Genomic DNA, 25,550 nt, shown 5'->3' with positions numbered 1-25,550 from the left:
AAGCTAAAAAGTGATTGTTATGAAAAACCCTACTATTCTAAAATTTGGATTAATGTCTTTGATTTTCTTGCAGAGCATTATTTCCTACTCTCAAAATTTGGTGTCAAATGTTGACAGGACTAACCAAGGATTAAGAACCGAAAAGTTTTTAATGGGCAGTTTTGCATCAAATGAGCAGTTTGGTACTTATACTAATGATGACACAAATAAAGTTAGTAGTGCTGCAGTACTTGAAAATCCAGTAATTCCATATGCACAATTACCTTATGCGGGACAAGTAGCAGAATGTCCAAATGATGGAAAAAAATTGCCAAAATTATTCTTGTGTGGAGGAAATGATTCTCGCCCAATCGATACTAAAATAACAGATGCGAAATCTATTATTTGGGAAAGATTTATATCCGGAGGTAGTTGTGTAACAGTTTCAAATAGTGATTGTGCTAACGATAATGCATCGCCATCGTGTTGGGTAAAAGTAGCCGAAGGAAAAGATTATTTGGCAAATTCAGCAGGTCAATTTAGAATTAAGATCATAGACAATGCTGGAAATCCTTATACTTTTTATTTTAATGTTTATCAAAATACTTTAATACCTACCGCTATTACCAAAAGCGATATTATTAAAAATGCCAGCGGAACTTGCCAAATTCCCGGTAAAATCACTGTTGGTGGATTTGGAAGCGGATATGAATATAGTTTTACTACAACAGGAGCTCCAGGAAGTTGGGATGTAAACAATACTTTTACAACAATGACTCCGGGTAATTACACAGCATTTATTAGAATAAAAGATGTAGTTGGTTCATGTGAATTTAAGGTTTTAAATCAAGATATTAAAAGTGTAACATTAGCAGTCACTACAGAAGTGGTTGCGCCAAGATGTTTTAATGGAAAAGGAAGTATAAAAGTAATTAAAAACGATAATAGCAAAGCCTACACTTTTAATGTATATAAGCCAGCAAGTAGTACAACTCGTTTAGCATTTTATGATGTAGAAGTAGGTAAGGAATTAGAATACACATTTAAAGATCTAGATCCTGGTACCTACAGAGTTGAAACCGTGATTCAAGAAACAAAATGTGTAGTTGATAATAAAACGAGTGTAATTATACCAAATGCACCTGCACAATTAACATCGAATCCTGTAATTACTAAAGCATTGTCTCCATGTAATCCGGGGACTATTACTGTTGGTACCGGAGGAGGAACAACCCCTTACAGATATTTAGTAAGTATAAATAGTGCGCCATTTTTTCAAAATGCTAATAATGTTATAACAACAGTTCTTTCAGGAAGTTATTTAATTCGTATTGAAGATGCAAATGGTTGTGCTGTCGAAAAAACAATTCCTGTTCCTGATGTAAATAAACCTACTTATACGGTTAGTAAAACAGATGGAGATTGTGCTAATCCTAATGGAAAAATTACGATCAATGTTACGGATAATAAAGGATATACTATTGAAACCAGATTACTTGGAGAAAACAGCTATACGTTATTAACTTATGACAAAATGGCGCTTACAGGTATTACAGGAAATAGGGATTATAGTAATGTTCCTCCTGAAAATTATATTGTAAGTGTTAAGTATACTAAATCAGGTACTACATGTACAGATCCAGATTTTCCTATTGCAATAGGACTAACAACTGCTTTGACAGCATCTGTGGGAGTTGCAGAATTATCTGGTTGTGGTATTGCACCAAACACACTTCAGGGAAAAGTTAGAATTACGAATGCTGAAGGTGGAGTTCCTATTACAGGAGTTAATGGGCCTTATCAATATAGTTATGATGATAGAAAAACTTGGACAACCGACAAAGAAGCTTATGTTGATCCGGGAAAACATGTATTTTATATCAAAGATGCAAAATGCGAAATTCCATTACCAGCGATAACATTATTAACAAAACCTGATGCACCAACAATAAAGGTTGATGATCCGGTTTTTAATTGCGATGGATCGGCAACAACTACTGTAACCGTTACAAATAGCGGAAGTGGAAGTCCTCAATTTACTTATGATTATTTTATGGATGGTGTTCTTAATACTAGTACACCAACAAATATTTTTAAAAACGTACCACAAGGAGATCATACCATATCAGTAAGCTATAATGTAGTAAGTGTTCCTACTGAAAGTGTTTTGCTAAACGAAACTTTTGGTTCAGGACCAGACGTTAGCTCACCTGGAATTAATCCTAATTTTTGTTGGGAAAGACAGGTAGAAGCAACAAAATGTAATAACAATAAGTTATTTGGTAATGGGGAATATACAGTTACCAATTCATTAAAAAACAATCCTTACGGTGGATGGTGGAGTCCTAAAGATAATACGAGCAAAGGGACGAACTCAAACGGAAGGTTTTTGGCAGTCGATGCAGGAAATGCAATCCCTAATAATGCCGTTCTTTATAGAAAAACCATTAACGACATTATTCCAAATGTACCAATCAAAGTTACCTTTGTTGCTACCAATTTACTTATAAAAACTAATACTCAACCAGATGCTTCACTTACTGTCGAATTACAAAATGGTTCTGGAGTAGCATTATCGTCCCAATCTACAGGTAAAATACCAAAAACAGAAGGTTGGGTACCGTATACAAGAACTATTGATCCAGGTAATAATACGAGTTTGGATTTTGTACTGCGATTAGAGCTATCTCAGGTAAATGGTATTGACTTTGCAGTTGATGATTTAGTTGTTACTCAAATGCCAAAAGCATGTAACACTGTAGCTAATTTTCCAATATTTGTTGATGGAAGTAAGGCTTTCTCTGCGGGTATTACAGGATACAAAGATGTAAGATGTAGTGGTGAGCAAAATGGAGAAATTACATTATCTGCCAAAAATTTTGATGCGACAAAAGGATTCCAATATTTAGTAACAGGAGATCCTGCTGGATGGCAAACAGTAATTCCGGTTCCAGCTGCTACAAGTGGTAGTATAACTTTGAAAAATTTACCAAGTAAAATTTATAACATAAGTATTCGTTATGATGATAAAGCTGGTAGCTGTGTTTTTCCGGTAGCGCAGGAAATTAAATCTCCAAAAAAATTAAAAGTAGATGCTTGGGTAGATCAAGTATTAAAATGTTCTGGTGGAGCAATTATTAAGGCTAAAGCTAGTGATGGAACTCCTGGTTATCAATATGAATTAAGAGAAACGGATGGTGTAACAGTTGTAAAAGCTTTTCAAGATTCTGATACATTTCTTGATATTAAAAAAACGGGAAATTATAAAGTTGTAGCCAAAGATTTAAATGAATGTCAGACAGAAGTTTTGGCATCTGTAGATATTGTTGCCCCAGTTAAACCAAAATTAGAAATTGTTCCGTCAAGTGTTTGTTTTGATAAAAATACAGGAACAAATATTACAATAAAAGTTACAGATGGAGTACCAGACTATACCTATACTGTAAGATATAATGGAGGTACACCAAGCGGACCAAGCGCAACATTTACCGGACCTAATTTTACTTATAAAGCTTTAAACGAAGGAACTTACGAATTTTTAGTTACAGATAGTTATGGATGTACCTCTGTAGATCCAGTTACTCAAGTCATAACCGCTCAATTACTTGCAGCAACTCCAGTTACAAGTCCACTTGATTGTGATCCTGCACCAGCAAATCTTGCAGTAATTACAGGAACAATCGAAGGCGGTAAAGCACCATTTTCAGTAACAATTACTACTGGAGATAAAACAGGAACTTTGGTGCCACCTACTATAACAGGAAATACCTTTACATACACAACAGCAGTGTCTGGTGATTATACTTTTACAATAAAAGATGGAAATAATTGTACAACAACTAGTGATGCTAAAATTAATGCATTAGTTCCTATTACATTATCTTCAACAGATGTAAATCCAAAATGTAGTGGTTCTTCAGACGGAACAATATTATTGAAACCAGGTGGAGGAACTGGCAAATTTACTTACAGTAGAGATGGAATTTTTTATGATGATACTTCATATTATACAGGTCTTAGTGCAGGAGTAGAATATACTTTTTATGTAAAAGACGACAATAGATGTACAAAAAGTATAAAAGTCACTTTAGTGGCGCCAAATCCAATTAGTGGTACTGCAACAATAACAACTGCTTACACTTGTCTAGACCCTGCAACAATAACCGTAGGTGCTGTAGTAACAGGTGGAAATGGTGTTTACAAGTACACTTTGAATAGAGATGGAGTTGCATTAATTACTCAGCCTACAAAGGTTTTTAATAATATTTCTGTAGCAGGAGATTACACGGTAACTATTACGGATAGTAATTCATGTACATTTACAACAACACCAAAATTGACTATTGTAGATTTGAATCCTCCAAAAGGAATGACGATCACTACAACGACTGATGCTACCTGTCCAAATAATACAGGAAGTGTTACAATTACAAATGTGGTGAACGCTGCTAATGTTCCTGTTTCAACTACAGGTTTAGAATATAGAATTGTTTCGCCAACCGCGACACCATTCCAACTAAGTAACGTATTCGATAATATCAAAGCTGATATTACTTATAAATTTGAAGTAAGAGATGCTAATAAATGTACGTTTGAAAAAACGCATTTAATTGATTTGCCTAAAGTCTTTACAGTAGTAGGTACTCCAACTAGTATAAAATGTTTTGGCGCTTCTGATGGTTCTGCTACATTTACGGTTAGCGGAATTGCTGTAGGTACAAGTTACTCATATTCAGTAGATACAACACCACCAATAACAGGATCGGGTACTTCGACTACCGATCCTTTTGATATTACTGTTTCTGGATTAGGTGCAGGTTTACATACTATTGCCGTTACAAATTCAGTTACAAAATGTATAGTTATAGAAAAGGTAACAGTAGCAGGCCCGGCATCTGCATTAAAATTAAATCCGTCAGATCTTACACATGTTACCTGTAAGGTTTTAGGAACAGCAAAAATTAATGCTGTAGGAGGATCAGGAACTTATACATACACTGTTACACAAAAAACACCAGTTGTTGGAACAGCAATTAATCAAACGAATGACAATCTGTTTAAAAACTTAGTGGCAGGAACTTATAGTGTTTCTGTGACCGATGGTACAGGATGTAATGTAGCTGGTACAGATTTTACAATTAACCCTGAAGTAAAACCAATAGCAAGTATTGATGGATCTTCGGTTTACTGTGCTGGTGGAAGTGGAGCAACTTTAAAAGTAAATCCTAATACACAAACAAATTACACGTATAGCATTAACAAAGGTACAGCAAAAGCTGATGGAACTTTCTCAGGATTAACACCTGGAAAATATACGATTAGAGTTACAGACACATCTACGGGATGTTTTATAGATTTAGATGAAGAAATTATTGCTATTCCAATTTCAGCTTCAACTAAATTACTTGCAGATCTAGATTGTGATGTAGCGCCAGCTTCTTCGGATGCATCAATTGAGGTAACAATTCTAGACGGATATCCGGATTATAAATACAGACATAATACATCAGGAGTTTTTACAACAGAAGCATATACTGATGTTGCTGCAGGATCAAATAAATTTACTTTCGATACTGGAGCTTCTGGAACTCATTATTTTGAAATTACAGATAAAAAAGGTTGTACTACTATTGTTTCGAGAGTAATTAATGTAAAAGAAACACCTACGGCTATTGCTACACCAACAAATCCTAAGTGTTATAACGGAACTGATGGTTCAATTGTAGTAACGGCAAGTTTAGGTCTATCGCCTTATTCTTATGAAGTTTCAACTACTTCTGCAACAACTGGTTTTAGTACAATGCTAACAAATAAACTTAGTAATGTTGGTGCCGGAACTTATTGGATTAGAGTTACTGACTCTAAAAAATGTTTTGTTGTAGTTTCAAAAACACTAACGAATCCAACAGAATTAACAGCTCATGCAGATGTTACAATTCCATTAACTTGTGGAGCTTTAAATGCACCACAATCGGCAACAATTACTGTAACAATTGATAAACCAGGAACGCCATTTACGGGTCCTAATAAATATTTATACAGTTATAATGGTGTATTACCAGCTGTAAGTTCAAATACGTATACAACAACTACTTCAGGTCCTGTTAGTGTTGTGGTATATGATGCCAATAACTGTCCATTTACCGTGGTTGATTCGCCAGATATTAAGGCATTAGATGCACCACAGAACATGACATTTGATGCACCAGTAGCGGTTACTTGTGCGCCGGGTTCTGATAAAACTAGTTTAACAGTAAAAGTAGATAAAGGTGTTCCTCCATTTAAATTTGAAATAACAGATACAGATGCAGCAGTTACACCACCAACTCCAGTAGCAACTAATATTCTTACGCAGGATCATACTTTTAATGGTTTGGCACCAGGTAAATACTATTTTAAAGTTACCGATAATAATAAATGTACCACTGAGGGAGAATTTACAATTGATAAACCATTACCAGTTTTGGTAGACGGTTCATTAGTTTCGAATGTAGTTTGTCAAGGATCATCTGATGGTAAACTTACCTTTACAGTTTCAGGTAATTCTGGAGCATTTTCATATGAGCTTAGAAATAGTGCAAACGTACTTGTACCTATAATTCAATCTACCCAAACATTAAATGTGATCGATTATACAGGTTTACCGGCAGAAACTTATACTATTACAATTACAAACCCGGGAACTAAATGTACAGCTTCAAAAACCATAGGAGTAAAAGAAGCGACAGTAAAACTTGCATTTATATTACCTACAATAACAGCTATTACTTGTTCGCCTAATAATGGTAAAGTAGTTATCAATACTGTTGGTGGATGGGGTAATAACAGATACACACTTACATTGCCAAATGGTACTAAAGTAGGACCGCAATCGAATTCAACATTTAACAATTTGACTCAGTCAGGAACGTACGGTATCTCTGTTACAGATTTAAGTGGAACAGGATGTACTATTACAGATACTTTTGATGTTGATGCACCAGTACAACCAGATGCAAGTATTGATCTGGTTGCTTCAGATTTGTGTTTTGATGAAACTGGAAAAGCAGAAATAGTTGTAACTCCAGCTGCTACGTCGCCATCGTACAGATATAATATAAATGATGGAAATTATCAGGTAAGCGGTACTTTTAGTAATTTAAATCCAGGTTCTTATATTGTAAAGGTAAAAGATATTACTACAGGTTGTATTTTAACATTAGCTGCACAAACGATTGAAACAGAATTAAAATTTAATGCTGATTTGAATATAGCAGCAGATTGTAATGGTCAGAATACCGAAATTAAAGGTACAGTTTCAGGAGGAAAAACACCTTATACGTATACTGTAACTACAAATGGTGTGTTAGATGCAACTGTTAGAACGGTAATAGGGACAACATTTTTGTACACAGATCCAGATGCTGCAAATGCATCGTTAAACACCACTTATATATTTACTTTAAAAGATGCTTCTACCACTAAGTGTAGTCTAACTTCTACAGTAAATGTAGCAGCAAAAACAAAACCTGTATTTACAGCTACTCCAAACTCTACTATTTTATGTAATGGAGATGCAAGAGGTTCTATAACTGTAGCCATTGATCAAAGTAAAGGAATAGGTCCTTATGTTACAAAGGTTGTAAAAGACAATTCGGCTTTAGTTCCTGCAACTGCTGATGTTGATTATGGCTCAAAAACAACTGGATTACCAGCAGGAGACTATAAAATTAGAGTTACAGATAGTAAAGGTTGTTTTTCAGATGAAATCGCTAAAATTGAAGAACCAACTAAAATTGATTTTAAATTAGTTGATACTCAAATTACGTGTATTGGTGGTACTACAGGTACTACTTTTGGTTCTATTGCAGTAACATTATTAACAGGAGGTTCGAAGAACGCTGCTCCTGCGGCATCAGGTTATGTTTATACTTTGACAAGTAACACCAGCCCAACTCAAGTTTATAATGCTACTGGAAATGAAAACCACACATTTCAAATCTTAAATTTTGGTTCTTACGAATTAACAGTTTCTGATATAAATGGTTGTTCAGTTACAAAGAAAGTAAACATGGCATCTCCAGTAGATGAAATGGAGATTGTAGTGGCACCTGGAACTCCATCATGTACCACTGCAAGCCTAATCGTAACGGCTAAACCAAAAATAGCTGGTGGGCCTTATTATTTTGCCAAATATCCATTAGATCCATTAGATCCAAATAAATATGATTATGCAACATATTCTGCATTATATCAAAAAGCAGATGCTGTTGCTCCTCCAGCCTTACCAGGAGATCCACTTTTATTACAATCAACGTTTAATAATCTAAATCCGGGGGTAATCTATTCGTTTATTGTTTATGATGATACAACGAAATGTTATTACTTCAAACAGGCAGAAGTTGCTACAGAAACAGCATCTACATTAGAAAGTGATGTAAAATCAGCAAATGTAACGTGTACAGGATTGGGGAATGGAAATGTTTCCTTCACTTTTGATAAAGTGCAAGCTGGTACAGAAAAAGTTAAATATGAAATTTACAATTCGCTAACCAATACGTTGGTTTCTCCAGCGGTAAGCGGAACGGTGGTTTTACCACTTAAAGGTGCAAATAACGTAGGACCTCTTAAACCAGGTACTTATTATATTTTATTTACAGAACAAGATCTTGCGGGAACTACGGTTTGTATAAATTCATCAAAACCATTTACAATATCGCAATCTGTTGTTCCATTAGGGCTAGAGGCTAAATCTAATGTAAATGATAATTGCGGATTGAATAAAGGTTTAGTTGAAGCATTTGCTAAAGGAGGAACTGTTAGAGCTGCAGATGTAGCATTAGGGATAACAGCGCATCCTTATTTGTATCAAATTTATCCTGATACAGGCACATTAGGAGCAATTGACGCTGCAGATCCGGATCCTACAGATGAAACAACTTTCACGACAGCGTTTGATGTAGCTACTCAAACTAGTAATACTTTCAATAAAGAATTTGGTCATTATATCGTGTATGTAAGAGATGCAAATGGTTGTATTCAGAATGCATTTGTAGAAGTAAAATTAGATGCAGAACCTTTTATAACTGCTGTAGTAAACAGTTTTTGTGCTAATGAAGGTTCTTTTGCTATCGATGTTGAGTTAACAACAACAGGTATTGGTACTCATTATTATAATTTAGACAATACAGGATTTGTTCAAATACCTTCGGCTAAATTCTCTATTCCAAATCTTTCGTCAGGAAATCATACTATAAAGATTAAAGATTTTAACGGATGTGGTAACACAGTAAATTTACCTTTTATTGCTGAGCCTCTTACTATCAAAGCAAGCTTCACAACTCCTCCTAACTGTGAGGATACAAAAGGTGAAATTACTGCTGTTGTGACAGGAGGTGCTTTGCCAAACAATTTAGAATATACTTTAGAAAAGACTTCATTGCCTGCGATTACAAATATTGTACAAAACAATGACCCTAAATTTGTAGGCATTGGAGCAGGAAATTATAAGATTACAGTTAAAGATCTTACTACAACATGTACAAGATCAACGACTGTTGATTTAGTACTTCCAACACTTGTAGATTTGGAAGCAACAGATATAAGTACTACTCCTGTAGATTGTACTGGTGCACAAGGAACAAGTGATAACGGAACACTTACTGTAAATTTAAAAACTAGTAATAATAACCCTGATTATACGTATACAATAACAGCTGTTTTACCAGCAGTAGGTACCAAAACACAAGTTAATAATAATGTATTTACAGGATTAAGTGCAGGAGATTATGATGTAACTGTTAAATCTGGAAGAGGTTGTGATAATACAGTACGTGTAAATGTACCAGCTCCACTTGCAGTTGTCGCTAGTGCAGTTGCAACACCATTTAGTTGTGCAATAGATCCAGCTATAACTAAAGTTGTTGTGACAGGTTTAGGTGGTACCGGAAGTTATAATTTTAGTAAAAATGGAACAGACTACTTTCCAAGTAACAGTACACCAGCAGATAATAAATATACTTTTGAAATAGGAGATACAGGAAGCGTGCAAAATCCGACTTATTGGTTAAAAGATTCAAATGGATGTGTACAAACAACAACTCTGACAACAGCATTGCAACCGTTACCAAAATTAATATCTGCAATTGCGAAAAGATCTATTCTTCCAGGTTCTCAAATTGATTGTTTAAACAATCAAGAGTTAATTGAGGTTACTGTAGTAGGAGGTTCAGTACCAACTAATTTGAAATATGAAGTTTCTGTAAACGCTACTCCATATTCACTTATTTCGGCATCTTCAACATCACTGACTATTAACTATCCTGCCACAACAGCTGGTGCGACTTATAGATTTAGAATAACAGATAATGTAACTGGTTGCCAAATTTTGAGCAATTTATACAACGTGCCATTATTTGATGCTATCAATGTAGTAGCTACTACAGTTGCAGATGTTCAATGTAAATTGGAGAAAAACGGAAGTATTCAAATTACTGTATCAGGTTATTCAGGACCATATACATATGAAGTTTTTGATGGAGCAACTGCTGTAGCAGGATCTGCCGGATCTCATGATACAGCAACTTCAAATCCGTTCATAATTCCATTCGGATTGGGCGAAGGAACAAATTATACAGTTAAAGTTGTAGAACAAGCTTACCCAAACTGTAATACAACTTCAACTGCTGTAATTATAAAAGAGCCAGCAGTTTCTTTAAATTTAGATCCTTTAGATGTTACACCGTTAGGTTGTTCAACTGATGGTTCAGTTACAGTTACCGCTCAAGGCGGATGGGGTAATAATGTTTATACACTTACACCTCCATCGGGTCCTGCAATCGTTAACAATGATGGTATTTTTGTAAACCTTAGACTTGATGGACCTTATGGAGTATCTGTTAAAGATGCTAATGGTTGTGTCGATACAGACTCATTTACTTTAGTTCTTCCAACTCCTCCAATAGCGACTATTACTGCAACATCTGACTATTGTTATGATAGTACAAATAAGGCAACATTGGTAGTAAAAGCTTCATTAGGAGTAGGTCCTTACCTTTTCAGTATTGATAATGGTGATACATTCTTGCCAAGTAATACTTTGCCTTTACCAGATGATACTTATACCTTTAGTAATTTATCTCCTGGAAGTTATGATGTTTTTGTAAAAGATGCTTACGGATGTCAATCTTTAGTTTCTGTAAAAGCAGATATCAAATCTCAACTTTTTGCTTCAGCAACAAACGAGAAAGATATTTTTTGTACAGGTACTACAGTTGATGGAACTATTAAAATTATCGCTGTAGGTGGTTATGGTTCTTATACTTATACCGTTAAGAATCCTGCTGGCGTAGTATCTGCACCAATAGCATTCCCAGCAGGATTAGACACTGCTTATTATACAGTTCCGTCTACAGATTCAGGAAACTATGAAATCGTAGTTTATGATGCGAGAAATTGTTCTTATGTAATTACAAACGAAGTTGTTATGAATCCGCCAACTCCGGTAGATTTGTTAATAACAGATATTGATATTACACCAGTAGATTGTAATGCTCCACAAGGAACAAATAACAACGGTACTATTACTGTAAATTTAAGACCAGTAAATAATAGCGATAGTTATAATTATACGCTTACACCAACGTTACCAGCTGGTCCAGCCAAAACGCAAGGTATTAGTGTATTTAGTGGATTAGCTCCTGGAAAATATAATATAAGTGTTACCTCAAACTTAAATTGCGAAGCAAATGTGGATGTTGAAATATTAGATCCAGTTGCAGTAACTGCTACAGCTAGTGCAGTACCATTTAGTTGTGCTGTAAATCCAACTAAAACAACGGCAGTTGTTACTGGCGGAGGAGGTACAGGTACTTATACTTTCAGTATAGACGGTATTCGTTATTTTGCAAGTAATAGTGTACCTGTAGACAATAAATACACATTTGAGTTGACGGATAATGGAAGTATTCAAAATCCAACGTTTTATGTAAAAGACTCAAAAGGTTGTATACAAACAACAACATTGACTACGGCACTAGATCCATTGCCTAAATTAAGTTCTGTTGTTGGTCTTTTTGGTCCTGACATGGATTGTGTTAATAATAAACAAGAAATAAATGTGGCCATCAGTGGTGGAAGTAATCTACCAAATCCGTTTACTTATAATGTATACAAAGACGGTACATTAATTGCGGGACCGATTCCAGTTACAGGAAATACATTTACTTATGATGCTTTATCAGTAGGTAGTTATTATGAGTTTGAAGTTTTGGATAATAATACAAAATGTAGTTTAAAATCTACTTCATACGAAATTCCAGTTTTCGACAAAGTAAAAGTTGTGGCAAGCACTTTTGCAAACGTAGATTGTAAGGGTAATGCTTCGGGTGCAATTGAAATTAATATCTTAAATTATTCTGGAACATATGATTATGCAGTTTATAAAGGAGCAACGGCAGTAGCTGGAGCTTCAGGTTCTCATGATACTGCTACTTCTAATCCATTTGTCATTCCTTTTGGATTACTTGAAGGAAACAATTATACGGTAAGAATTGTAGAAACTGGTTTCCCAAGTTGCCCTGCAACTTCAAATGCAGTTATTATTACTGAGCCAGATCCTTTAGATTTAAGTGGATTTAAAGTAAGCGTTAAGAATCAAAACTGTCATGATTTAAAAGCAGTTCTTACTATTGATGAAACGACAATTGTTGGCGGTACATCAGGATATATGTACACATATGTACCTACAACAACGCCACCAACAATTCCAGCAAGTGGAGATTATAAACCATTTACAACTATAGCAATTGCTACAAGTAAAATATCTCCAGCATTCGATTCTTATGATGTATATGTCAGAGATGCTCAAGGTTGTTTCGATCATGTGACAGTTAATATTTCACAAGATCCAATGCCAAGTATTACTTCGGCAATACCTACACAATGTCCAAGTACAGCAGGTACTTACGATATTCCTGTAATAGCAACTGGATTTACTGCAAATCTAGAGTATAGCCTAGACGGAAACAGCTGGGGTACAAATAATGTTTTGGTAGTAAAAACTACAGGAAATCATACAGTATATGTTCGCGACGAGAACAAATGTGAGGTTACCCGAGTAGTTAATATTTTAGAGCCATTAAAATTATTATATGATATTACAGGAAAACCTACATGTAATGGAAATCAAGGTGAAGTAACATTGATTCCATCTGGCGGTACAGTAACACCAAGTTATGAATACAGTAAAGACAATTGGGTAAGTTCTCAACCAACACCAGTTTTCAGCGGTTTGACTCCAGGAACTTATACATTTAGTGTTAGAGATACCGGAACAAATTGTACAAAAGATGTAGAAGTTGTTTTTGAAACTCCAAATACGCTGATTGACTTTAGCTTAACTCCATCAAAAGTACTTTGTAACGGAGGAAGCACAGGAAGTATTACTGTAAATATGGCTACTCAAACAGCAACAGTAAACAATAATCCAGTTTATACGTATGCAATTAATCCTTCTCCAACTGGAGTAGTTTTAGTGGGTAATGTATTTACAAACCTTCCTAAAGGAACGTATACAGTTACAGTAACTTCAGGAAAAGGTTGTCCAGTTGACAAAACTATTGACGTTGAAGAGCCATTGGCAATCACTGTTCCTAATCCTAATGTATTAGATTTTGGATGTACAACAATAAATAAAACGAATAATGCAACAATAACAGTGGGAATGCCATCTGGAGGTTCTAATGATTATAAAGTTTATGAATTTTTGAAAAACGGAAACCCTGTTCCAGTTCAAAGAGGAGATAATCCGGTTTATATCGAACCAGATTTATTAGGAGGTAACTATGTAATCAATGTTTATGATACAAATGGTTGTTTAGGAACAACAACTGCAACAATAAAACCATTCGTTGCTATCGATTTTGCAACTCCATCGGCAATTACAGTAACTAAAGAAATTACTTGTATTAATGACCAGGATATTCAGGTTAATGTTACCACAACAGGAACAACGACACCTATGCCAGTCTTGAGCTACAACGTAAAAGGAACTAGTGCTGGAAGCACTTATGATGTTACCAATAATAATGGCGCTTTCCCTGGATTAACGATAGGAAATTATTTAGTTACAGTAACTAATACTAGTACAGGATGTGTATTAACGATGATTCATTATGTTAACGATCCAAATACATTTGACTTAGTAGCAAGTAATGTTAATAATGTTGTTTGTTTTGGAACCGCAACAGGAAGTGTTGATTTAACTATCGTAGACAACGAAGTTAGTCCATCTAATGATGCAGGAGCATTTGATTACACTATTACTGGTCCAGTTAATGTTACTGGAAATTCAGGAGGCGCAACAATAAATATCTCTAATTTATTAGCAGGAACATATACTGTTAAAGCAAGATTAAGCGGTAAGCCAACTTGTGATGTCGAAACAACTTTCTTTATCGAAGGGCCAGCATCGGCATTGACATTGAAAGAAGTTCACACACCAATTTCATGTAATCCAGGTAACGATGGAACAATTTTAGCCATTGCAGAAGGTGGATGGGCAGGAGATTTACAATATGAATTAGTAGGTCCGGTAAGTTTTGCGTATTCGTCTCAACTATTATTTGAAGGCCTAACACCTGGATTCTACACTCTAAATGTAAAAGATGTAAACGGTTGTATTCAAACAGCAACAGTAACATTAAAAAATCCTGATCAAATAGTAGTTACAGCTCGTGCAACAGTAAGTGCTTTAATGTGTAACGGAGATAATAGTGGAGAAATTACAGTTGATCTTCCAACAGGAGGTCAGGGAAGTAACTATTCTTATATTTTAAATTATCTGTCACTTAATCCAGTTATTTCTTCAGAAGCACAAACTAGCCCAGTTTTCGCTGGTTTAGCTGCAGGAACATATTCTGTAACGGTAGTTGACGGACTTAATTGTACTTCACAACCAAGTGCAGACGTTGTAATTAGTGAGCCAGCAAGAGTTGAGCCTACATTAGTTATGGAAAGCAGAATTACATGTAAAACAGCTGCGACACTAACATTAAGTGCAATAGGTGGAACAGCTCCTTATGAATATAGCGCAGATCAAGCCTTTACAACAGTTTTAGGTCGATTTGCATCATCTACAACATTTGCTGTAGCAATAGGAGATCACCAATATTACGTTAGAGATTCTAAAGGATGCGTTGGAGCAATTTCTGGTAACATTACAGTAAATCCAATAACACCATTAAGTCTGGACTTAGACTTATCAGATGCTAAAGTTTATTGTAAAGGAAGTGCAACAGCTTCAATAGATGCATCTGGAATTGGAGGTTTAGGTGATTACATTTATACATTATTAAATAATTCTGGAACAGTAGTAAGAGCAGCACAACCAACAGGTTATTTTGACTTACTTCCTCAAGGAACTTATGTAGTACGTGTAGATAGTGGAGATTGTCAATATGACTCTGCTCCAATAACAATTAATGAGCCTAACACAGCATTGACAGTTAGTTCTGTAGCAACAGATGCATCTTGTTTTGCAGCAAACGACGGAAAAATCGTGATTACAGCATCAGGAGGAACAGGCGTAATTAAATATGCAATTTCTCCAAACTTAGGAATGTTTGATGACAAGTTTGTATTTGATCGTTTAGCACCAGGAGCGTACAAAGTTGTAGTTCAGGATGAAAATTCATGTTTCGAAATATTAGATCTTCAAATTAATGAACCGCCACTTTTAGGAGCCAAAGTAGTAGGACCAATTTTACAGGAAATTTGCGATGGCGATAAAGATGGATCATTTAGTGTTGAAATTTTTGGAGGAAAACCACCTTACAGTGTAAGTCTAGATAACGAAAACGGAACTTATTTACCAGTAACAGGTACAAATTACGATTTCACTAAACTTAAAGGTGGTTCACATACAGTATACATAAAAGATGCTACTTGTATAAGCACATTAAATGTGATGATGGACAATGCAGTTATTTTGAATCCAACTTTTGAAATCAATTACGATTGTGTAAACAATGCACAAACCAACATGATTACAGTAACAGTTGATCAAAGTAATACAGATCTTTCACTAGTAGATTATGCACTAGATAGTGATACAGGTCCATTCCAACCAAGTAATATTTTTACAAATGTTGCTCCGGGTAATCACTTTATCGTGGCTAGACATTTAAATGGTTGTAAAGTTCCAACGACAAGTTTTAACATAAAAGCATACGAGCCGTTATTACTTGTAGAAACACCGGGACAAGCAGAATTGAATATAATTTCAGTAACAGCATCTGGTGGAGCACCAGCGTACGAATATAGTTTCAACGGTGAGCCATTTACATCTTCTAACAAATACAAAATCTACAAATCTGGAAAATATATAGTAATAGTTAGAGATAAAAACGGATGTACTTTCGAAACGGTAGTACCAGCAATTTACGTTGATGTTTGTCTGGATAATTACTTTACTCCATCTGGTGCAACAAATACATCATGGGGTCCTGGTTGTACAAATATTTACAACAACCTTGAGTTCTCTATTTTTGACAGATACGGTCGTGTAATCGCTAAGTACCACTACGGTCAGAAATGGGATGGTAGGTACAATGGTGCCGAATTACCTTCAGGAGATTACTGGTATGTTCTTAAATTGAATGATGCGAAAGATGACAGAGAGTTTGTAGGACATTTCACTTTATACAGATAACAAAATATAGCCCCATATGATGTTGTCTAAAAAAATTATCACAATGAAAAAGTTTATTTTATCTTTAGTACTTATGGCTGTAACAACAAGTTACAGCCAGGAGTTAAACCTACCAGTATTTACACAATATTTGGCAGACAACCCGTTTGTTATTTCACCAGCCTTTGCCGGTATTGGAGATAATCTTAGAATTAGAGCCAACGGACTTACACAATGGGTTGGTATTAGAGATGCACCCGAAAATCAGTCGCTTTATGCAGATTTCAGGGTTTTAGATCGTTCAGGAGTTGGTATATCACTTTATAACGATAAAAACGGTTATACGCGCCAAACAGGAGCAAAAGTTTCCTTTGCGCATCACATCATTTTAGATTATTATTCAAAGCAATATCTTTCATTTGGTATCTCTTATAATTTTAACACGTTTAAAATAGATACCAACGAATTTGATACAACAATAGAACATCCAGTTATAGACCCTTCTGTAACAGATAATCGTTATAATGCCAATAATAACTTTGATATAAGCGCATTATATAGAAACAAAGGTTTTTATCTAAGTTTTAATGCCAACAACGTTTTAAGAAAAAACACCGACAAATACAGAGGAGTAGAGCCTAATTTACTTTCCAATTACCAAGTTTATACAGGATATACATTTAAAGACGGAGAAAACAGTCGTATCGAATACGAACCATCTCTTTATTACCAATATTTTGCAAGTGATAAACGTTCAACAACCGATTTCAACTTCAAGTACAGACGTTACAATCGTTACGAAGATTATTATTGGATTGGAGTTTCATATCGTTTCCTAAACGACCAATTTCCAAAACCATTATCAGTTGGGCCAATGGTTGGTTTCATGAAATCTAAATTCTATTTTGGATATTCATATCAGGTAATGTTCAACAACCTTGGAAATTATAATACAGGAACACACTCCATAACAATTGGATTCGATTTCCTACAATCAATTAGTAACTGTCCTTGTACTCAAGGTCCTGTTCATGATTAAGTAAGCTTTTTTAGCGTTTTTAATAGTTAATTTGTTTTTTTTTATAGTTTACATCGTTTTCGTAGTTTTAGCTCATTTATTTTTACATTTTTCAAATTTATTACTACTGTAAAAGTTCTATATTTGTTTTTCTTTCAAAAAAAACTAAAAAACTATCAAATGAAAACTTTAAACGATTTCGACTTTAAAAATAAAAAAGCAATTATCCGTGTTGACTTTAATGTACCATTGGATGAAAATTTTAATGTAACTGATGCTACACGTATTGAAGCTGCAAAACCTACAATTGATGCTATTTTAGCTCAAGGAGGAAGCGTAATTTTAATGTCGCATTTAGGAAGACCAAAAGGCGTTGAAGAAAAATATTCATTGAAGCATATTTTAAAAACAGCTTCTGAAATTTTAGGAGTTCAAGTTAAGTTTGCTGAAAACTGTGTTGGAGAAGTAGCCCAAACTGCTGCAAAAAATTTACAACCAGGAGAAGTACTATTACTTGAAAATTTACGTTTTCATGCAGAAGAAGAAGCTGGAGATGTTGCTTTTGCAAAAGAATTAGCTTCATTAGGAGATATTTATGTAAATGATGCTTTTGGAACAGCACACAGAGCACATGCATCGACAACTATCATTGCACAATTTTTTCCAACCGAAAAATGTTTTGGAACTCTATTGGCAAAAGAAATAGAAAGTTTAAACAAAGTATTAAAAAATAGCGAGAAACCAGTTACAGCAGTTCTTGGAGGTTCAAAAGTATCTTCAAAAATTACGGTTATCGAAAATATTCTAGACAAAGTAGATCACATGATCATTGGTGGTGGAATGACTTTTACGTTCATTAAAGCACAAGGTGGTAAAATTGGAGATTCTATTTGCGAAGATGATAAACAAGAATTAGCTCTTGAAATTTTGAGATTAGCTAAAGAAAAAGGAGTACAAATTCACATTCCAGTTGATGTAATTGCGGCAGATGATTTCTCAAATACAGCAAATACACAAGTGGTAGATGTAACAGCAATTCCTGACGGATGGCAAGGTCTTGATGCAGGTCCTAAATCTTTAGAAAACTTCAAAAAAGTTATTTTAGAGTCAAAAACTATTTTATGGAATGGTCCATTAGGAGTTTTTGAAATGGAAACATTCTCAAAAGGAACTATCGCTTTAGGTGATTATATTGCCGAAGCTACAGAAAATGGAGCATTTTCATTAGTTGGAGGAGGAGATTCTGTAGCAGCAGTAAAACAGTTCGGTTTTGAAGACAAAATGAGCTATGTTTCTACTGGTGGCGGGGCAATGTTAGAAATGTTAGAAGGAAAAGTTTTACCTGGAATCGCAGCGATTTTAGACTAAAAAATCACAATTAACATTTTTTTACATCGTTTTTATCAGTAATCTATTTAAGTTTGCAAAAATCAATGTTCTATAATTGTTTGAATTATAGGTTGTTAAAATAAATGTTATATGATTGTAAAAAAAATATCATTAGTCGTTTCGGTGTTTTTTTCTATGTCCATGTTCGCACAAGAAGATGTAAAAACAAATGTAGAAATTAAGCCAGAAGTAAAGATATCCTATTTAGATTCTGTTAAAAGTACATTCAAAAGAGACGAAGCCGCAACACGCGTTGATAGTCTTTGGATGAAAGAATTAACAAGTTTAGATATCTATGATGATCTAACAAAAGATATTCAAACCATCAATACAGATGTTACCGTTGATGAAGAGTTGCCTACAGAATTGCTAAAACAGCGCTTGCAGGCAATGAACGAGAAATCGCCTTTTGATATAGAATACAATCAAGGATTAGAAAATATTATAAAGTCATTTCTTAAGAATCGTAAAAAATCGTTTTCTCGATTAATGGCTTTATCAGAATATTATTTCCCAATTTTTGAGGACGCTTTTGCTAAACAAAACGTTCCATTGGAAATAAAGTATTTAGCCGTTGTAGAATCTGCTTTAAACCCTAAAGCAGTTTCTAAAATGGGTGCTACAGGTCTTTGGCAATTCATGTACGGAACAGGAAAACAATATGCACTTAAAATAGATTCGTATATTGATGAACGTAGCGATCCACTTAAAGCTACAGCCGCTGCCTCAGAGTACATGACCAAAATGTATAATATTTTTGGTGATTGGGAGCTAGTTCTAGCTTCATATAATTCAGGACCAGGAAATGTAACAAAAGCAATTCGCCGTTCTGGCGGAAAAAGTAAATATTGGGATATTCGTAGTTACCTTCCAAAAGAAACTCAAGGATATGTTCCTGCTTTTTTAGCAACAATGTACCTTTTTGAATATCACAAAGAACACGGAATAAACCCTGAAAGAGCAGTCGTTAAAAACTTCGAAACAGATACAATAAATGTGAAGAATGAAGTAACATTCAAGCAACTTGCAGATTTGTTAGACATGCCACAATCACAAATTCAGCTTTTAAACCCTTCATACAAATTAAACGTAGTGCCATATTATCAAGGAGAACAGCATTTCTTGCGTTTACCAAAAGATAAAATTGCCACCTTTGTTTCAAACGAAGATAAAATTTACAATTACGTAGCCTATCAATCAAAAACAAAATCATTGCCGGCACAGTTGGCTATGAAAGTTGCTCCAAAAGCAAAACCTATTGTAAGAGAAAAGTTAGAATTGTCCAAAGATCTTCAGCTATATAAAGTTCAAAAAGGAGATAATTTAGGAGCAATTGCGGACAAGTACAATGTAAATGTTTCTGATATAAAGAAATGGAATAATCTTAAATCAAATGCTGTTGCACTTGGAAGAACGTTAAAGATTAAATCAGATTTTGATCCATCAGTAAAAACAGCTAAAGACATTAAATCAACACTAGCAGTTGAGAAGAAAACAGAAGAAGCAATTGCTTCTACAGATGATAAAGACAAAAACAATGCACAGTCACAAGAGTATGTTGTAGCTGTAGGAGATAATTTAGGAAGCATTGCAAAGAAATTCGGTACGACTATTGCTGAGTTAAAAGAACTAAATAATCTCAATTCAAATAATATTGGTTTAGGAAAAACATTAATAGTTTCTAAAGCAGTACCTGAAATCATTGATGAAAGTGCGGTAACAACCGCTATAGCTTCAAACTCTTCGATCGATTCGTTCAAGAAAAAAGCTACTTCACCTAAAAGTCTTGGAGAAGATTATTTCGTAAAAAAAGGAGATTCGTTGTATAGTATTTCTAAAAAATATCCTGGAGTAACCATTTCAGATATTAAAAAATGGAACAATATTAAAGACGGAGACATTAAACCCGGAATGAAACTCAAAATAAACGGATAATAAAAAATCTTACCTAAATTTGGGTTTTATTTCATAAATTAATAAAATGAATAAAACCCATTTTTTATTTCTACTACTTCCGTTTTTATTAATTTCTTGTCTAAAGAATGATAAGCAGCCACAGCCAGTATCAGGTAAAACAAACTCGATTTCTATTATTATAGACGATCAGTTGTGGTATGGCGAAGTAGGAGACAGTATCCGAAATAAATTTGCGTCGCCCGTTTTAGGACTCACGCAAGAAGAACCTCTATTTACCATAAACCAATATCCTGCACGTTTGCTAGAAGGTTTCGTTACCGATAGTAGAAGTATTATAGTAGTTAAAAAAGCTGCGGTAGATAAGTTCGAAATTACACATAGCAAATCATTACCACACAATACATTTAGAATTTACGGAAAATCTGTCGATGATATTATTTGTACTATCGAACTCAATTCGGCACAAATCATAAAAACGATCCGTGACACCGAAATCAAGAAAATACAAGAAGACAACAGCAAATCATTATTAAATCCCGCTGTTATAAAAAACAAGTTCCATATTGATCTTCAAATTCCAACAGGATATGAATACATGTTGCACAAAAAGAATTTCATTTGGCTCAAAAAAAATATCATAAGTGGCAATACAAGTCTGCTTATTTATCAAATTCCAATCCGTAGTTTTGAAAAAAGTTCAGATGTAGTCGGGAATATTATCCGTATGCGAGATTCAATAGGTAGTTATATCCAAGGGAGCGAACCCAATACCAGAATGATTACCGGAGAAGCATACGCGCCTTATTTCTCGACTATAACCTTAGACGATAAAAAAGCGTACGAAACTAAAGGTACTTGGGAATTAAAAAATGATTTTATGGCCGGGCCTTTTATTAACTATGCAATTGTAGATAAAACCTATAATAGAGTTCTGGTAATCGAGGGATTTTGTTATTCACCGTCCAATCAGGAGCGTGATTTAATGTTAGAATTAGAAGCCATAATTAAATCCGTAAAAGTAGATAGAAGATAAATTTTAAGAATAGAATATTGTAGAATGGAATTAAAATGGAAAATAAAGCCTTTTGAGGCACTAACAGTTCATCAGTTATATGATTTGCTTAAACTAAGAAGTGAGATCTTTGTATTAGAGCAAAACTGCGTTTATTTGGATCTTGACGGTAAAGACAAGAAAGCATTACACCTAATTGGTGAATATGATAATAAAATTGTCGCTTATGTTCGTTTATTCGATGCCGGAATTAGTTTTGATAATGCTTCGATAGGGAGAGTAGTAGTCGATGCAAATTATCGCGACAGAAAATGGGGACATGATTTAATGCGAGAAGCCATTGTAGCCATAAAATCTAATTTTGATAAAGACGCAATTACAATTGGAGCTCAATTATATTTAAAGAAATTCTACGAAAGCCACGGATTTGTTCAGTCCAGCGAAATGTATCTGGAAGATGATATTCCGCATATCGAGATGATTAGAGAATAATAAAATAGTATTTCAATTATAGATTGTAAGATACAAATGCTAAATGCGCAATATAAAAAAGGCTTTATTGATAATATCAATAAAGCCTTTTTTATACTAAAACTTGAACTACATTTTTAAAATTGTTTTGTACTCCGTTTGATTATTTAAAACATTAACAGCTTTCTTAATTTCTGAATTGTTTTTAAGGTAATATTGATATAAACCTTCCTGATATTGATACCTTTTAATCAATTCTTCCTGAATCAGACCTTTTATCTCTTTTTGATTTTTATCTAATAAAGTGCTTTCACTTTTTTCAAGCGCAGCCAATAATTGTTGATATTCAGGTGCAATCGTTTCATCGATTTTTTCATTTTTAGCAGCAGCCAAAGTGTTTCTTAAAGCAATTTCAGTTTCAGTATCAAAACTAATTTTGTTTGCTTTTAAGTATTGCTTAAAACTTGTATAATCAGCGTCAGTAATAGTTGGAATTTTATCTCCTAAATTTGGATTTTTGTAATAATACGTAGTAGCATAATCAAAGATTCCATCGTTTTTCATCAAAGCAGTCGTAATAGGACTCATTTTAGTTTCATCCAATTCAATGTCTGGTAAAACACCACCACCGTCATAAACAGTTCTTCCTTTTCTGGTTTTAAAAGCATTAAAATTCTTAGCATCGGTTTTTTGAGCAACACCATTTTTATCTTTGTGAGCATAATCTAAAGCCTGAATACAACGACCAGAAGGCGTATAATACCTCGAAATCGTAACTTTTAATTGTGTACCATAAGTTAAATCAACAGAACGTTGAACCAAACCTTTTCCAAAACTGCGACTTCCTAAAATCACCGCACGATCTAAATCCTGCAAAGCACCAGACACAATTTCAGATGCAGAAGCGCTTCGTCCGTTTACTAAAATTGCCAAAGGAATTTCAGTATCAACAGGTTCTTTATTCGTTTTATAAGTATTATTATGTTTTTCTATTCTGGATTTCGTAGTAACAATAACTTCATTTTTAGGAACAAACAAATTACAAATATCAATAGCTTCGTTAAGTAAGCCACCCGGATTTCCTCTTAAATCAAGCACAATTTGTTTTGCTCCATCCGCTTTTAATTTTTCAAGAGCATCTTTTACCTCGATGGCAGCCTTTCTGCTAAAGTGAGCAAGAACAATATAACCCGTTTTGTCATCAATTTTTCCGTAAAAAGGAACCGATTTAATATCGACTTCATCTAAAATCAAATCCGTTGTAAAAGTTTTACCCTGACGAACATATTTTATAGTGATCTTAGTGTTTTTTGTCCCTTTTAATAATTGCGAAGCGTCATCTTTAAAATCGGCAATCATAACATCACCAATTTGAATAATTTCATCTCCCGCTTTTAATCCCGCTTTATCTGCAGGATAATTTTTATAAGGCTCACGAACAATTAAACGATCTTTTTTTCTCGAGATCAAAGCACCAATTCCGGTATATTCGCCCGTATTATTGATTTTGAAATTAACAACATCTTGTTCGTTAAAGTAAACCGTATAAGGATCTAAACTTCCCAACATACTCTTAATGGCTTTGTCCATTAAATCACCCGGATTAGTTTCGTCGACATAATTTGTATTAACAGCTTTAAACAAAGTCGTAAAAATTTCTATTTGCTTGGCAATCTCAAAAAAGTCGTCTTTGAAACTGGTTCCAATAAATAAAAATCCTGCCGCAACAGTTGGTATGATAAATTTCTTTTTGAAATAAGGATACATGATTATATTTTTTTTCTTTTAAATCTTTTTCTAATAAAATAGGCGAGTACGCAAAATATTATAATAAATGGCCAAACGCTAAGAGTCCAGAGTAAAAATCCCGAAAGACTATAAAATCCCGATTCAATTGAACTCCAGATTTTTGAGCCATAAGATGTTTTTACACCTTCTTTTTGAGCTATGGTTTTATAAAATTCGATTGTAACAGTACTTTCGGCAACACGGCTTTCCAAGTATTTAAGCTGACCTTGTTTTGCTTCGATTTCTTCCCGAATGGCCGAAATTTGTTTCTCGATCTCTAGAATCTCACTTACTTTCGTGGCTTTTTGTAATATTTCTATATAACGCGCTTCAAGCTTTTGTTTTGTACTTAATCTTGAAGTCAAGTCAATATATTGTTCGGTAACATTTGCCGAAGAAATGTCTTTTTGATCAAAATAAGAAACCCCTTTTGAGATTGATTGCAAGAAAGAATCAAAATTCTGACTTGGAATTCGAACCACAATATTTCGACTTATATTTTTGGAACTTTTTTGTTGAGAATCATTTTGTATATTTCCTTTGTTGGCTTTAATCGCATTTTGAATTTGATTAAAAGTTTCTTCCAGGTCATCTGTTTCAAACTTAAGATAAGCTTCTCGGATTATTTTTTGAGGAATAATAATGTTTTTATCTTCGTTTGGCTGACTTGGTGCTGAAAGTGTTACTGCCGAAATAGCCGTGTCATAAACAGGTTCATTTTCAGCATGCTTACTACAACCCGAAAAAGTGAAAGCAGTAAAGAATAAAAAGAAAATATATTTCATAATTATTTCAAATTAAATCTAAAACTACAATTTTTTTATAATTTTTCGTATAATTTGATTGACAAACTTGTTTTTGGAGATTTATGCTTCTGTTTTATTTTCAGAATCATCAATTTTATTCACTTGAGATAAGAATTTCTCGAACAATTGAATCGTTTTGGTATTGATTTCTTCGTAAGATAATCTGTCTTTGCTTTGGTAAAAAAACATCAAAGAATAGGGGTGTGGAATATTGTCTAAAAGCAAATGTTTGTTCAAACGATAGGTTTCACGCAAAACGCGTTTGAAATAATTGCGATCAACCGCTCTCTTAAAGTATTTTTTAGATACCGAAACGCCAATTTTAATTTTTTCTTCTGAATTTTCTTCCGCTTGACGGTAAACCAAACGCAACGGATATTTAGATGCCGATTTCCCTTCAGAAAACAGTAAACCAATTGTGGTTTTGCTCTTTAGGCGTTCATTTTTAGGGTAAGTAAAGTTCATTTAATTCAGAAAAAATTTGCAAATTTTAGGACAAAG

At 34.2% G+C, this 25,550-nt stretch carries 9 protein-coding genes; 6 read left to right on the top strand and 3 right to left on the bottom strand.

The genetic code is table 11. From position 1 onward, the window contains the following. Positions 1-19: 19 nt before the first annotated feature. From IW18_RS22330 to IW18_RS22305, 6 genes are all read left to right on the top strand, one after another. Entirely contained in the window at positions 20-16,669 is a 16,650-nt protein-coding gene (locus IW18_RS22330) for a T9SS type B sorting domain-containing protein (protein ID WP_041520418.1), read from the top strand. Positions 16,670-16,712: 43 nt separating this feature from the next. Beyond that, entirely contained in the window at positions 16,713-17,687 is a 975-nt protein-coding gene (locus IW18_RS22325) for a PorP/SprF family type IX secretion system membrane protein (protein ID WP_041520465.1), read from the top strand. 159 nt (positions 17,688-17,846) lie between these two features. Beyond that, on the top strand, positions 17,847-19,034 hold the full coding sequence (locus tag IW18_RS22320) for a phosphoglycerate kinase (protein WP_041520417.1): 1,188 nt from the start codon (positions 17,847-17,849) through the stop codon (positions 19,032-19,034). A 111-nt stretch (positions 19,035-19,145) separates the two neighbouring features. Further along, positions 19,146-20,990 (top strand): LysM peptidoglycan-binding domain-containing protein, encoded by a 1,845-nt coding sequence (locus tag IW18_RS22315; RefSeq protein WP_041520416.1) that lies wholly within the window; start codon positions 19,146-19,148, stop codon positions 20,988-20,990. A gap of 46 nt (positions 20,991-21,036) precedes the next feature. Next, on the top strand, positions 21,037-22,005 hold the full coding sequence (locus IW18_RS22310; RefSeq protein WP_041520415.1) for a DUF4837 family protein: 969 nt from the start codon (positions 21,037-21,039) through the stop codon (positions 22,003-22,005). A gap of 24 nt (positions 22,006-22,029) precedes the next feature. Beyond that, positions 22,030-22,476: a GNAT family N-acetyltransferase gene (locus tag IW18_RS22305; protein ID WP_041520414.1), complete on the top strand. Its 447-nt coding sequence runs from the start codon at positions 22,030-22,032 to the stop codon at positions 22,474-22,476. Positions 22,477-22,584: 108 nt separating this feature from the next. Here the strand turns inward: IW18_RS22305 and IW18_RS22300 are convergent, their stop codons facing one another. From IW18_RS22300 to rnpA, 3 genes are all read right to left on the bottom strand, one after another. Next, positions 22,585-24,222, bottom strand: a complete 1,638-nt coding sequence (locus IW18_RS22300; RefSeq protein WP_041520413.1) for a S41 family peptidase — start codon at positions 24,220-24,222, stop codon at positions 22,585-22,587. Between the two features lie 2 nt (positions 24,223-24,224). Beyond that, positions 24,225-25,028, bottom strand: coding sequence for a DUF4349 domain-containing protein (locus tag IW18_RS22295; protein ID WP_041520412.1), 804 nt, complete (start codon positions 25,026-25,028; stop codon positions 24,225-24,227). 81 nt (positions 25,029-25,109) lie between these two features. Next, complete coding sequence (rnpA, locus tag IW18_RS22290; protein WP_041520411.1) at positions 25,110-25,514, bottom strand: ribonuclease P protein component; 405 nt, start codon at positions 25,512-25,514, stop codon at positions 25,110-25,112. Positions 25,515-25,550 lie beyond the last annotated feature (36 nt).

Source organism: Flavobacterium hibernum (assembly GCF_000832125.1).
GTDB lineage: Bacteria > Bacteroidota > Bacteroidia > Flavobacteriales > Flavobacteriaceae > Flavobacterium > Flavobacterium hibernum.
The sequence above is the reverse complement of the archived record's forward strand: the minus strand, read 5'-3'. Positions and strand labels throughout refer to the sequence as shown.

Coding starts and splice junctions, on each gene's coding strand:
- IW18_RS22295 (WP_041520412.1), bottom strand. CDS start 25,028: ATGAAATATATTTTCTTTTTATTCTTTACTGCTTTCACTTTTTCGGGT.
- IW18_RS22325 (WP_041520465.1), top strand. CDS start 16,713: ATGAAAAAGTTTATTTTATCTTTAGTACTTATGGCTGTAACAACAAGT.
- rnpA (WP_041520411.1), bottom strand. CDS start 25,514: ATGAACTTTACTTACCCTAAAAATGAACGCCTAAAGAGCAAAACCACA.
- IW18_RS22310 (WP_041520415.1), top strand. CDS start 21,037: ATGAATAAAACCCATTTTTTATTTCTACTACTTCCGTTTTTATTAATT.
- IW18_RS22330 (WP_041520418.1), top strand. CDS start 20: ATGAAAAACCCTACTATTCTAAAATTTGGATTAATGTCTTTGATTTTC.
- IW18_RS22315 (WP_041520416.1), top strand. CDS start 19,146: ATGATTGTAAAAAAAATATCATTAGTCGTTTCGGTGTTTTTTTCTATG.
- IW18_RS22320 (WP_041520417.1), top strand. CDS start 17,847: ATGAAAACTTTAAACGATTTCGACTTTAAAAATAAAAAAGCAATTATC.
- IW18_RS22300 (WP_041520413.1), bottom strand. CDS start 24,222: ATGTATCCTTATTTCAAAAAGAAATTTATCATACCAACTGTTGCGGCA.
- IW18_RS22305 (WP_041520414.1), top strand. CDS start 22,030: ATGGAATTAAAATGGAAAATAAAGCCTTTTGAGGCACTAACAGTTCAT.